At 60.6% G+C, this 13,351-nt stretch carries 10 protein-coding genes; 8 read left to right on the forward strand and 2 right to left on the reverse strand.

The window, feature by feature from the left end:
• Positions 1-186 precede the first annotated feature (186 nt).
• The 7 genes from pstS (at position 187) to phoR (ending at position 7,044) form a co-directional block, all read left to right on the forward strand.
• On the forward strand, positions 187-1,218 hold the full coding sequence (pstS, locus tag G3O01_RS32245; RefSeq protein ID WP_205811032.1) for a phosphate ABC transporter substrate-binding protein PstS: 1,032 nt from the start codon (positions 187-189) through the stop codon (positions 1,216-1,218).
• A 161-nt stretch (positions 1,219-1,379) separates the two neighbouring features.
• Positions 1,380-2,378 carry a phosphate ABC transporter permease PstC gene (pstC, locus tag G3O01_RS32250; protein ID WP_205811033.1) on the forward strand — a complete coding sequence of 333 codons (999 nt, stop codon included), beginning with the start codon at positions 1,380-1,382 and terminating at the stop codon, positions 2,376-2,378.
• Entirely contained in the window at positions 2,375-3,271 is an 897-nt protein-coding gene (gene pstA / locus G3O01_RS32255; RefSeq protein WP_205811034.1) for a phosphate ABC transporter permease PstA, read from the forward strand. The genes pstC and pstA overlap by 4 nt, the downstream gene beginning before the upstream one ends.
• Before the next feature lie 15 nt (positions 3,272-3,286).
• Positions 3,287-4,135, forward strand: coding sequence for a phosphate ABC transporter ATP-binding protein PstB (gene pstB, locus G3O01_RS32260; RefSeq protein WP_109478116.1), 849 nt, complete (start codon positions 3,287-3,289; stop codon positions 4,133-4,135).
• A 31-nt stretch (positions 4,136-4,166) separates the two neighbouring features.
• On the forward strand, positions 4,167-4,871 hold the full coding sequence (phoU, locus tag G3O01_RS32265) for a phosphate signaling complex protein PhoU (protein ID WP_109478117.1): 705 nt from the start codon (positions 4,167-4,169) through the stop codon (positions 4,869-4,871).
• A gap of 55 nt (positions 4,872-4,926) precedes the next feature.
• The gene (gene phoB, locus G3O01_RS32270; protein WP_006051991.1) at positions 4,927-5,628 is read left to right on the forward strand and encodes a phosphate regulon transcriptional regulator PhoB; all 702 of its coding nucleotides are present in this window, start codon (positions 4,927-4,929) and stop codon (positions 5,626-5,628) included.
• 102 nt (positions 5,629-5,730) lie between these two features.
• Positions 5,731-7,044 carry a phosphate regulon sensor histidine kinase PhoR gene (phoR, locus tag G3O01_RS32275; protein ID WP_205811035.1) on the forward strand — a complete coding sequence of 438 codons (1,314 nt, stop codon included), beginning with the start codon at positions 5,731-5,733 and terminating at the stop codon, positions 7,042-7,044.
• Between the two features lie 746 nt (positions 7,045-7,790).
• On the opposite strand, the gene ppk1 is transcribed toward phoR, so the two are convergent.
• Positions 7,791-9,854, reverse strand: a complete 2,064-nt coding sequence (ppk1, locus tag G3O01_RS32280; RefSeq protein ID WP_205811036.1) for a polyphosphate kinase 1 — start codon at positions 9,852-9,854, stop codon at positions 7,791-7,793.
• A 198-nt stretch (positions 9,855-10,052) separates the two neighbouring features.
• Here ppk1 and ppx point away from each other — a divergent pair, with 198 nt between their 5' ends.
• Positions 10,053-11,642 (forward strand): exopolyphosphatase, encoded by a 1,590-nt coding sequence (ppx, locus tag G3O01_RS32285; protein ID WP_241024433.1) that lies wholly within the window; start codon positions 10,053-10,055, stop codon positions 11,640-11,642.
• Between the two features lie 768 nt (positions 11,643-12,410).
• Here the strand turns inward: ppx and G3O01_RS32290 are convergent.
• Positions 12,411-13,226 carry a GNAT family N-acyltransferase gene (locus G3O01_RS32290; RefSeq protein ID WP_205811038.1) on the reverse strand — a complete coding sequence of 272 codons (816 nt, stop codon included), beginning with the start codon at positions 13,224-13,226 and terminating at the stop codon, positions 12,411-12,413.
• Positions 13,227-13,351: the final 125 nt, after the last annotated feature.

Consider the following 13,351-nt stretch of genomic DNA (forward strand, 5'->3'; position numbering starts at 1 on the left):
CGCCAATTTCGCGCGTAAATCCGCCTATCCATCCCGCATCTGCTCCGACCGTAGAAACCCTGACATAGCGCCTTTCATGGCCGTAATAGAACTGTCACGGGAAGTTCACGGTTAGTCACATGACTGTCACAATGGGTCACTATTCTTCGCGGTGTCGTTGCACACGCTCACAACCACGGAGAAAACATGAAACTGATGCAAACCGCGTTCGCTGGCATGGCTGGCGCTCTCTTTGCGATCGCAGCGCAAGCCGCCGACATCACCGGCGCGGGCAGCACCTTTGCAGCACCGATCTACACGAAGTGGGCAGATGCTTACCAGAAGACGGGCGGCGGCAAGGTCAACTATCAAGGCATCGGCTCGTCGGGCGGTATCAAGCAGATCGTCGCGAAGACGGTTGATTTCGCTGGCTCGGACGCTCCGCTGAAGGACGACGAACTCGCGAAGGAAGGCCTGTTCCAGTTCCCGACGGTGGTCGGCGGTGTGGTTCCCGTGATCAACGTGCCGGGCGTGAAGGCTGGCGAAATCACGCTGTCGGGCGAAGTGCTCGGCGACATCTACCTTGGCAAGGTCAAGAAGTGGAATGACCCGGCAATCGTCGCGCTGAACCCGAAGGTCAAGCTGCCGGATACGGACATCGCCGTGGTTCGCCGCGCTGATGGTTCGGGCACGTCGTTCATCTGGACGAACTACCTGTCGAAGGTCAACACGGAATGGAAGTCGAAGGTCGGTGAAGGTTCGACGGTCAACTGGCCGACGGGCACGGGCGGCAAGGGCAACGACGGCGTCGCAGCATTCGTGCAGCGTCTGCCGGGCGCAATCGGCTACGTCGAGTGGGCGTACGCGAAGCAAAACCACATGACGTTCGTCGACCTGAAGAACTCGTCGGGCACGGTGGTCGAGCCGAAGACGGAAACGTTCAAGGCAGCGGCAGCAGGCGCAGACTGGTCGAAGTCGTTCTATCAGATCCTGACGAACGAGCCGGGCAAGAACGCATGGCCGATCGTCGGCGCAACGTTCGTGCTGCTGCACACGACGCAGGAAAAGGGCCCGCAAGGCGCCGAAACGCTGAAGTTCTTCGACTGGGCGTTCAAGAACGGCAACCAGGCTGCAAACGATCTGGACTACATCACGCTGCCGGAATCGGTCGTGTCGGAAATCAAGACGCAATGGAAGGCGAAGGTCAAGGACGCATCGGGCAAGGCACTGGCCGAGTAAGCCTCGATTCGTAGCAGTAGACGCAACGCAGCACCCACCGCGCGCATCACAGCAACACGATGCGCGCGGCCGGCCGCCCGGCTTCGATGAGGCCCGGCGGCCTCAGTTCTGGCCGTGTGGCATACGCCATGCGGCAACCGGAAACAGGTTTATCAGCTCCCATGTCCGACCTCCCTCTCACTTCTGACGCGGCCCGGTCGACTCCGCCCGGTAGCACGACGCAGAAAGCGCCCAGCCGCGCGGGCGATATCATTTTCGGCGGCGTCGCGCGGCTTTCCGCCATCGTCACGTTGCTGCTGCTCGGCGGCATCATCGTGTCGCTGATCGTCGCATCGCTGCCGACGATCCAGAAATTCGGCCTCTCATTCCTGTGGACGGCGGACTGGGATCCACCGTCCGAGCAGTTCGGCGCGCTGGTGCCTATCTACGGCACGATTGCGACGTCGATCATTGCGCTCATCATCGCGGTGCCTGTGAGCTTCGGCATCGCGCTCTTCCTGACCGAACTCTCGCCGGCCTGGCTGCGCCGGCCGCTCGGCATCGCGATCGAACTGCTCGCCGCGATTCCGTCGATCGTGTACGGCATGTGGGGTCTGCTCGTGTTCGCGCCGATCTTCGCGCAGTATTTCGAAAAGCCGCTCGGCACGCTGCTCGGCGGCATGCCGATCATCGGCGCGCTGTTCAAGGGCCCGCCGATCGGCATCGGCATTCTGTGCGCGGGTGTGATTCTCGCGATCATGATCATTCCGTACATCGCCTCGGTGATGCGCGACGTGTTCGAAGTCACGCCCGTGCTGCTGAAGGAGTCGGCGTACGGCATCGGCTGCACGACGTGGGAAGTGATGTGGAAAATCGTCCTGCCGTTCACGAAGACGGGTGTGATCGGCGGCGTGATGCTAGGTCTCGGCCGCGCACTCGGCGAGACGATGGCCGTCACGTTCGTGATCGGCAATACGAATCTGCTCGACAACGTGTCGCTGTTCTCGCCGGGTAACAGCATCACGTCGGCGCTCGCGAACGAATTCGCGGAAGCTGCGCCTGGCTTGCACACGGCCGCGCTGATGGAACTCGGCCTGATCCTGTTTGTGATTACCTTCATCGTGCTGGCGATTTCGAAAATCATGCTGCTTCGCCTCGAGAAAGGGGAGGGCGCGAAATGAGCCAGTCCTCATTGAACATGCCGGGCAGCACCGACGTCGCAGCGCTCGAAGCGATGCGCACGAAGCTGCAAAAGCGCCGCAAGGTCACCAACGCAATCGCGCTGACGATGTCGCTGGCCGCGATGGCGTTCGGCCTGCTGTGGCTCGTGTGGATTCTCTATACGACGCTGCGCCTCGGTATCGGCGGCCTGTCCGTCGAACTCTTCACGCAGTCGACGCCGCCGCCGAACACGGATGGCGGCGGTCTCGCGAACGCGATCGTCGGCAGTCTGATGCTGGTCGTGCTGGCGACTTTTGTCGGCACGCCGATCGGCATCATGGCGGGCGTGTATCTCGCCGAGTACGGCCAGAAGGGCTGGCTCGCGAGCATCACGCGCTTCATCAACGACATTCTTTTGTCGGCGCCGTCGATCGTCGTCGGTCTGTTCGTCTACGCGCTCGTGGTCGCGAAGATGGGTCACTTCAGCGGTTGGGCGGGTGTGATCTCGCTCGCGCTGCTGCAGATTCCCATCGTGATCCGCACGACGGAAAACATGCTGAAGCTCGTGCCGAACGCGCTGCGTGAAGCGGCTTTCGCGCTCGGCACGCCGAAGTGGAAGATGGTGCTGTCGATCACGCTGAAGGCGTCGGTGGCAGGCATCGTCACGGGCGTGCTCCTCGCGATTGCGCGTATTGCCGGCGAAACGGCACCGCTGCTCTTCACGGCGCTGTCCAATCAATTCTTCACGCTGGACATGAATCAACCGGTTGCGAACCTCCCGGTCACGATCTTCAAGTTCGCGATGAGTCCGTTCGCGCAGTGGCAGTCGCTCGCGTGGGCTGGCGTCTTTCTGATTACGCTCGGAGTGTTGGGACTCAACATCCTCGCGCGTACGATCTTCTCGAAAAAGTAAGGGCGGAGCGATCCGATGAACATGGCAGAAACTCACCTGAATCCCGTCGAACGCCCGGCGGCACCCGCTGGCTTCGATCCGGCGCAGAGCGGTCAAGCGGCAGCGCCTTCGCGCCCGAAGATCGAAGTCAACAACCTGAACTTCTTCTACAACAAGTATCACGCGCTGAAGAACATCAACCTGCAGATCCCCGAAGGCAAGGTGACGGCGTTCATCGGCCCGTCGGGCTGCGGCAAGTCCACGTTGCTGCGCACGTTCAACAAGATGTACGCGCTCTATCCGGAGCAGCGCGCCGAAGGCGAAATCCTGATGGACGGCGAAAACCTGCTGACCACCAAGCGCGATATTTCGCTGCTGCGCGCGCGTATCGGCATGGTGTTCCAGAAGCCGACGCCGTTCCCGATGTCGATCTACGACAACATCGCCTTCGGCGTGAAGATGTTCGAAACGCTGTCGCGCTCGGAAATGGACGATCGCGTCGAGTGGGCGCTGACAAAAGCAGCGCTGTGGAACGAAGTGAAAGACAAGCTCGGCCAGAGCGGCTACGGTCTGTCGGGCGGCCAGCAGCAGCGTCTGTGTATCGCGCGCGGCATTGCGATCCGTCCGGAAGTGCTGCTGCTCGACGAACCGTGCTCGGCGCTCGACCCGATTTCGACGGGCCGTATCGAAGAGCTGATCGCTGAACTCAAGAGCGACTATACGGTGGTGATCGTCACGCACAACATGCAGCAGGCGGCGCGTTGTTCGGACTACACTGCCTATATGTACCTGGGCGAACTGATCGAATTCGGTGACACCGAAAAGATCTTCATCAAGCCGGTCCGCAAGGAAACGGAAGACTACATCACGGGCCGTTTCGGCTAAGTGCACAGCGAACGAGCTTAGGGAGTACGACATGTCCGACAAACACCTGTCCAGCCAGTTCGACGCCGATCTGAACGCGGTTTCTTCGAAGGTGCTCGAAATGGGCGGCCTCGTCGAGGCGCAGATCGTCGCCGCGATGAATGCGCTGAATGAATTCGACATCGGTATCGCCGACCAGGTGATCGCCGCCGAAGACCGTCTGAACCAGATGGAAGTCGAGATCGACGAAGAGTGCAGCAACATCATCGCGCGACGTCAGCCGACAGCACGCGATCTGCGCCTCGTGATGGCGATCTCGAAGACCATCACGAACCTGGAACGCGCCGGCGACGAAGCCGAGAAGATCGCGAAGCGCACCAAGCGTCTGTCGGAAGACGGCGCATCGCGCACGATCAATATCGCTGAAATCAAGCTGTCGGGCGATATGGCAGTGAGCATCCTGCGCCGTGCGCTCGACGCATTCGCGCGTCTCGACACCGTGGCCGCCGCGCAGATCGTGCGCGACGACAAGGCGATCGACGAGGAATTCCGCGCGTTCGTGCGCAAGCTGATTTCGTACATGACGGAAGATCCGCGCCTGATCTCCGTGGGCCTCGATTTCCTGTTCATCGCGAAGGCGATCGAGCGGATCGGCGACCACGCGAAGAACATCGCCGAGTTCATCATCTACGTGGTGAAGGGCACGGACGTGCGCCACATGGGCCGCGACGCGCTCGAACGTGAAGCGCTCAGCTGATCCGCTGGCGTACTAGCAGACTTTTACACCGCATACCGTTTATCAAGAGGCGCCGATGCCCAGCAGTATTCTCGTTATCGAAGATGAACCCGCTATTTCCGAGCTGATCTCGGTCAACTTGCAACACGCGGGCCATTGTCCGATTCGTGCGTACAACGCCGAACAGGCGCAGAACCTGATCAGCGACGTGCTTCCCGATCTCGTGCTGCTCGACTGGATGCTGCCGGGCAAATCGGGTATCGCGTTCGCGCGCGATCTGCGCAACAACGAGCGCACCAAGCACATCCCTATCATCATGCTGACGGCACGAGGCGATGAGCAGGACAAGGTGCTCGGCCTCGAAATCGGCGCGGATGATTACGTCACCAAGCCGTTCTCGCCGAAGGAACTGATGGCGCGCATCAAGGCGGTGCTGCGCCGCCGCGCGCCGCAGTTGACGGAAGACGTCGTCGCGATCAACGGCCTGAAGCTCGATCCGGCCACGCACCGCGTCGCCGCGCATGCGGAAGGCAGCGAGATCAAGCTCGATCTCGGTCCGACGGAATTCCGTCTGCTGCACTTTTTCATGACGCACCCGGAGCGCGTGCATAGCCGCACGCAACTGCTCGACCAGGTGTGGGGCGATCACGTGTTCGTCGAAGAGCGTACCGTGGACGTGCACATCAAGCGTCTTCGTGCCGCACTCAAGCCGGCGGGTTGCGACGCGATGATCGAAACGGTGCGTGGCAGCGGGTATCGCCTGGCCAAGAGCGCATAAGGTAAACTGATCGAAAACCACGAAGCGCGCTGCGGCACCTCAACGCAGCGCGCTTTGTTGTCTCTGACGTCTACAGGTTTGTCTTCTAGGTCGCAGGAACACATGAACATCATCTGGGCGCGTTCCCTGGTATCGCTTGTGCTCCTCGCAGTGCTGTGCGCGCTCGTCGGCGTGTTCGTCAGCACCAAGGCGGCGTTGACGCTCGCCGTGCTCGCGCTGCTTGCGCAAGGCATCTTCAGCACGTTTCACAAGCAGCGCCTGTGGCGTCTGCTCGACGCGCCCGTATATGGCGAGGTGCCGAGCGCGCCTGGCATCTGGGGTGAAATCTATTACCGGCTGCACAAGCTTGCGAAGCGCTGGCACGCGCAGGTGCGCCAGGTCGAGCAGCAGCATTCGCGCTTCATCCAGGCGATCCAGGCGTCGCCGAACGGCGTGGCGATGCTCGACGATCACGATCAGATCGAGTGGTGCAACGCCATCTCCGAAGAGCACTTTGGCCTCGACGCGAAACGCGATCTGCGCCAGCACATCACGCATCTCGTGCGTCATCCCGACTTTGTCCGCTACCTGAATTCGCATCACTATGAAGAGATGCTGATCATGCGCGGGATGGGCGACAAGCGGCAGAACGTGATTTCCGTGCAGGTGTTTCCGTACGGTGAAAATCGCAAGCTGGTGCTGTCGCAGGACATCACGGAGCTGGAGCGCACGGATGCGATGCGGCGCGATTTCGTCGCCAACGTGTCGCATGAACTGAAGACGCCGCTGACGGTGCTCGCCGGTTTTCTCGAAACAATGCGCGAGTTGCCGCTCGACGAGAGCGAGCGCGTGCGGTATCTCGATCTGATGATGCAGCAGGCGCAGCGGATGCAGCATATCGTCAGCGATCTGCTCGTGCTGGCGACGCTCGAAGGCGACAACAAGCCGCCTAGCAGTCAGGTGGTGGATATGCGGGCCGTGCTGCGGCATTTGCAGGACGACGCGCAGAGTCTTTCTGGCGGACGGCATCGGATTGCGTTCGATACCGATGAGGCTTTGACCGTGACGGGTGTCGAGACGGAAATTCTCAGCGCGTTTGGCAATCTCGTGACGAATGCGATCCGGTATACGCCTGACGGCGGGTCGATTGGCGTGGGCTGGCGTGCTCAAGGTGGGCAGGCGGTTTTTTCTGTGACCGATAGTGGGCTCGGGATTCCTGCTGCGGATATTCCGCGGTTGACTGAGCGGTTTTATCGTGTGGATAGGAGTCGCTCGCGCGATACGGGTGGGACCGGGCTCGGGCTCGCTATCGTCAAGCATGTGCTGCAGCGGCATGATGCCCAGCTCGATGTGAAGAGCGAAGAAGGGCGAGGGAGTGTGTTTACCGTGCGGTTTCCGGTCGCGCGGACGGCGCGGTTGCAGTCGAATGCTGCTTGAGGTTTTTGTTTGTCTTGCGACGGTTGGTTTGGTTTGCTAGTGCGTTCGCTGGCATCCGCGTTTTGTTACTGGTGCTTCACGCGTTGCCCCTGTGCGGGGCGGCACTTACTTTCTTTGCCGCCGCAAAGAAAGTAAGCAAAGAAAGCGGGCTAACACCGCCCGTTCTTGACCACCGCCTGAGGGTCCCCAACCGTTCTTATCCTCCACACGGCAACCTCTCAGTCCGCGCCCGTTGCTAGCGCTCCGTACGGACGCCTCACCCACTCCAATCACCCGTAACGCAGCAAACGACAGCGAATGGTTACGGCCGCCCAGGTGGCAAACTGTGTGTAGGTCGTAGTGCTGTATACGTCAGCGCTCCTACGACACCGATCGTGTTTTCCAGTCCGGAGTGGTGCGCATACGCCGCGAAAGCCTACACACAGTTTGCCGCTATAGAACGTGGGCGATTTGATCGCGCATGCGACGACGCGGGAGTGTGAAGCAGGTGATGAGCCGATTCGAAGCGTTGGCAGTGGGCGTCGAGAAGAGCGACGCCGTGTGAAGCGGAGGAACTGTTGGGGGCCCTCAGGCGGAAACAAGGATTAGCGGTGTTCAGCGGCTTTCTTTTGCCTACTTTTCTTTGCCGCGGCAAAGAAAAGTAGGTGCCGCCCCGCACAGGGGCAACGCGTGAAGCACGAAGGCAAAACGCGGATGCCAGCGAACGCACCAGCAAACCAACCCAGGCGTCGCAAGACAAAAAAACCTCAAGAACAAAACTTCGCCAACAAACTCATCTGCGCATTGCGCGAAGACTTCCCTGGCCGGCGGCGCCGATAATGCCCATCACTCTGCATGAGCCATGCAGCCTGGTTATCACCGAGAAACGCGGACAAGCCCTCAGCAATAACCCGCCGCTTCAACCGCCGGTTGTTGATCGGAAACGCAACCTCAACCCGCCGGAAGAAGTTCCGATCCATCCAGTCAGCGCTAGACAGATAAACCTGCTCACGACCGTTATCGTAGAAGTAGAAAATCCGGTGATGCTCGAGGAAACGTCCCACGATCGAGCGGACGGTAATGTTCTCCGACAAACCCTCGACACCGGGCTGCAAAGCGCACACACCCCGCACGATCAGATCGATCTTCACGCCCGCCTGCGAAGCTTCATAAAGCTCGGCAATCACAGTCGGCTCCAGCAGCGCATTCATCTTCGCAACGATCCGCGCGCGCTTGCCCGCACGCGCATGCTCAGCCTCGGCGCGAATCGAATCGACGAGCCGCGGATGCAGCGTGAACGGCGACTGCCACAACTCATGCAACGCCAACTCACCGCCGATGCCCGTCAGTTGCTGAAACACGTAATGCACGTCTTCGCAGATTTTCTGATCGGCCGTCATGAGGCCAAAGTCGGTATAGAGACGCGCCGTGCGCGGGTGATAGTTGCCCGTGCCCAGGTGCGCGTAGCGCTTCAGGATCGACTTGCCACCTTCCGACACGCGACGCACGATCAACATCATCTTCGCGTGACACTTGTGGCCGACCACGCCGTACACGACATGCGCGCCGACCGCTTCGAGCTGCGACGCCCAGTTGATGTTCGTCTCTTCATCGAAGCGGGCGAGCAGTTCGACCACCACGGTCACTTCCTTGCCGTTGCGCGCGGCCTGCATCAGCGCGTCCATCAGCGGTGAATCGGTGCCCGTGCGGTAGATGGTCTGCTTGATCGCGACCACGTTCGGATCTTTCGCAGCCTGCAACAGCAGTTCGAGCACCGGCTGGAAGCTCTCGTACGGATGATGCAGCAGCACGTCGCCCTGATCGATCACGTCGAACAGGCTCGCGCTGTTGGCGATCTGCAGCGGCGTTGCAGGGATGTGCGGGACGAACTTCAGATCGGGGCGGTCCACCATCTCCGGCAACTGCATCAGCCGCACCAGATTCACGGGGCCATCGACGTGGTAGCAATCCTTCTGCGACAACCCGCTCTCGTCGAGCAGGCGTCGTACGAGCGCGGCAGGCGTATCCGCCGATACTTCCAGACGCACCGCATTGCCCAGATGCCGCGCGGGCAGTTCGCCCTGCAGCGCGACGCGCAGATTCGTGATTTCGTCTTCATCGACGAACAGCTCACTGTTGCGCGTGATGCGGAACTGGTTGCAGCTGCGCACGGTGAGGCTCGGAAACAGCTCGCCGACAAAACGCTGCAGCAGCGAACTCAGCAGCACGAAGCCATGCGGATAACCGGACAGTTCCAGCGGCATGCGCACGAGACGCGGCAGCGCGCGCGGCGCCTGCACGATGCCCATCACGGCCTGTCGCCCGAATGCGTCCTTACCTTCCAGCTCGACGACGAAATTCAGGCTTTTGTTCAGCACGCGCGGAAAAGGGTGCGCGGGATCGAGGCCGATCGGCGTCAGCACGGGCAGCAGTTCATTGACGAAGTAATCGCGCGCCCATTGCGTCTGCGCTTCGTTCCACGCTTCCGTGCCGTGAAAGTAGATGCCTTCGTCTTCGAGCGCGGGCAGCACGGTGTCCTGCAGCATCGTGTACTGACGATGCACGAGCTTCTGTGCGCGTTCGACCACGAGGTCATAGCAATGCTGCAGCGACATGCCGTCGGGGGACAACGCGCCCGGGTTGTCGCGCATCTGTTCCTGAAGACCGGCCATGCGGACTTCGAAGAATTCGTCGAGATTGCTACTGGTGATGCAGATGAAACGCAGGCGTTCCAGGAGAGGTACGGCAGGGTCCGCGGCCTGAGCGAGCACGCGCTCGTTGAACCCCAGAATGCCCAGCTCGCGGTTCAGAAGAGGATAGCGGTTGGACATCGGTGGTGAGAATGAAATGTCGGGAGTTGACTCGAAAGGACGCTCGGAAATTCTCACAGTATGATGACAGGTGCGTGAAATGACTTTTGTCATGATTTTACGCTTTTGCCGCCCCATGTCGTAAATATGACGCAAGCATGTGTGACGATATCGCTCGACAATGGCGGAGGTGACAGCGTAATGACGAGTACGCTTAAAATGGCGACTTTGAACAACGCGCTAACGAACGCGCCCAACCTGGGTGCTTCAACTGCGCGCATGAGGTCCTCACACCCGATGGTCAACACTCCGCCACTGCTTGCCGCCGTCGATCTCGGCTCGAACAGCTTCCGTCTGATCGTGGGCCGCGTCGAGGAAACCGAAGCGGGCAGCCAGATCTATCAGGTCGACGCGCTGCGTGAGCCGGTGCGGCTCGGTGCGGGCCTGTCGCGCGAAAAAATGCTCGACCGTTCGTCGCAGGAACGCGGCTGGGATGCATTGAAACGCTTCGGCGAACGTCTGCGCGATTTCCATCCGGATCATGTACGCGCTGTCGCGACCAACACGTTGCGCGTCGCGAAGAACGCACAGGAATTTCTTGGCGAAGCAGAAGCCGCGCTCGGCTTCCCGATTGAAGTGATCGCAGGCCGCGAAGAAGCGCGCCTGATTTATGCAGGCGCTGCGCACTCGGTGCCTGCGAGCGCGGGCAAGCGGCTCGTCGTCGATATCGGCGGCGGCTCGACGGAATTCATCATCGGATCGCACTACACGCCGATCAGGATGGAGAGTCTGTACATCGGCTGCGTGAGCCACAGCCGCCAGTTTTTTCCCGCAGGCAACGTCGACGAGTTTACGATGCGCCAGGCCGAGCTTGCCGCCTCGCGCGAAATTCAGATCATCTCCGCCGACTACAAGGCGGAGGGCTGGGAGCAGGGCATCGGATCGTCGGGCACGGCGCGCGCACTGGCGGAACTCATCGAGGCGAACGGCTTCAATGATGCGGGCATTACGCATGGCATTTCGCGCGGCGGCCTGGAGCGTCTGAAGCGCGCGCTGATCAAGGCGGAGAACGTGAACCGGCTGAAGCTCGTCGCGCTGAAGCCGGACCGTGTGCCGGTGCTGGCAGGCGGCCTGTCGATCATGATTGCCGTGTTCGACGAACTGGGCGTCGACTATGTCGACACGACCGATGGCGCGCTGCGTCTGGGCGTGCTGTATGACCTGCTGGGGCGTTCGCAGCATCAGGACATGCGTACGATCACGGTCGAAGGCTTCATGCGGCGTTATGGCGTCGATCGCGCGCAGGCAGCGCGTATTGGCGAGCTTGCGGTGCGTTTTTACGATCAGCTCGACGAGCCCGATGCCGAGGTGCGGGAAGAGAATCGCATGTTCCTTGGCTGGGCAGCGGCGCTGCATGAAATCGGTCTTTCGATATCGCATAGCGCGTATCACAAGCATTCGGCTTATATCGCGAGCAATGCGGATATGCCGGGTTTTTCGCGCACGGATCAGGCGCGGCTGGCGGCGCTCGTTGTGGGGCATGCCGGGAAGCTTGGCAAGCTGGCACAGACGCGGGATCTCGAATGGAAGTTGCTGTTTTGTTTGCGGCTGGCGGCGCTGTTCTCTCGTCGGCGGGCAGATGCGGGGTTGCCTGAGATTACTGTTGCCGAAGCCAACGGCGGGTATGAAGTGCGGCTTCCTAACTCTTGGGTTGTCAATAATCCGCTCACCGACTATAGCCTCATTCAGGAGGCGGCTGAGTGGGAGAAGATTCGGACGCCGTATCGGGTTGTGTATACCGAAGAGTGAGCTCTTTTGTCTGCGACGCTTGGTTTGGTTTTGTTGTTAGCGGCGTTTGCGGTTTGGTTTGCTTTTGTTGTCGCTGGCATCCGCGTTTTGTCTCTGGTCTGCTAGCGTTGCCCCTGTGCGGGGCGGCACTTACTTTCTTTGCCGCCGCAAAGAAAGTAAGCAAAGAAAGCGGGCTAACACCGCCCGTTCCTACCACCGCCTGAGGGCCCCCAACGGGTCCTCTCCTTCACACGGCAACCTGCTTTCACTGCCCGTTGCCAGCGCTTCAGCTAAGCGCCTCACCCACTTCAATCACCCGTAGCGCAGCGAACGGCAGCGATTGGTTACGGCCGCCCAGGTGGCAAACTGTGTGTAGGTCGTAGTGCTTCACACCTCTGCGTTCTTACGACACCGATCGTGCTTTTCAGTCCGGAGTGAAGCGCATACGGCGCGACAGCCGACACACAGTTTGCCGCTATAGAACGTGGGAGATTCGGTCGCGCGTGTGGTGACGCGGGAGTGTGAAGCGGGTGAGGCGCTCAATAGGAGCGTTGGCAACGGGCAGTGAAAGGCAGGTTGCCGTGTGAAGTGGAGGAACTGCTGGGGGCCCTCAGGCAGAAACAAGGATTGGCGGTGTTCAGCGGCTTTCTTTTGCCTACTTTTCTTTGCCGCGGCAAAGAAAAGTAGGTGCCGCCCCGCACAGGGGCAACGCTAGCAAACCAGATACATCACGCGGATGCCAGCGAAAACAAAAGCAAACCAAACCAGGCGTCGCAAGACAAAAAAAGCTCACCGGCCCAATGCATCTCCAAGAAAATGCCGCGCATACCGCGCATTAATCTCCGAGAGCCTGAAGAGAGTCAAAAAATCAGCAGTATTAAAATCAGGATCCCACGCGGGTGCGCCGCAAATTTTAGCGCCAAGCCGCAGGTACCCCTTGATAAGCGGCGGCGGCGCGACCTTGGCGCCAGTCTTCAGTTCATCGACAGGCAGCGCCGTATGCGGAAACGCCCGATACTCCGGCGTCGTCAGCGCATCCTCCTGCAGGGAGGCATAAAGATTCGCCGCATAGTGCCCGCCATCCGCCATGGCGACACTCGCGCAACCCAGCATCGTCTCGTAACCGTTGTGCTGCATGTAAGAGCCAAGACCGGCCCACAGCGACATGATCACCGAACCGCTGCGATAGTCGGGATGCACGCACGAGCGGCCCACCTCAACCATCTTCGAGCGCAAGTGCGTCAGACGCGATACATCGAACTCGCCCTCGGCATAAAGACGGCCAATACGTGCCGCCTGGTGCGGCGGCAGCACGCGATACGTGCCCACCACCTTCAGCGTGTCGAGATCGCGCACGATCAGGTGATCGCAGTAAGCGTCGAACGAATCGACGTCGAGGCCGGCAGGGCCGGACAGGCGTGCGCCCATTTCCTCGGCGAAGACCCGGTAACGCAGACGCTGCGCTTCGCGAAGCTCCTCGTCGGTGCGCGCCCACGACACTTGCAGACGATGCTGGGCGGTGACCGTTTCTTCCGAGCGCGGCAGGCGGCGGCGCGGCTCGAGGATCGATGCGAAGGGCAGGGTAGGCGTCGGCAGTTCTCGCATGTGGCGTTCCTGGTCGAAAGTGTGAAATTCGCTTCGACGCCAATGTAGTAACGGCGGGTGACGCTCACGTGGCAACGTCGTGACGATTCGATGACGTGTCGTAAGCCCGACGCTTTCGCCTTGCC

This window comes from Burkholderia sp. Ac-20365 (assembly GCF_017104715.1).
Classification (GTDB): Bacteria; Pseudomonadota; Gammaproteobacteria; order Burkholderiales; family Burkholderiaceae; genus Paraburkholderia.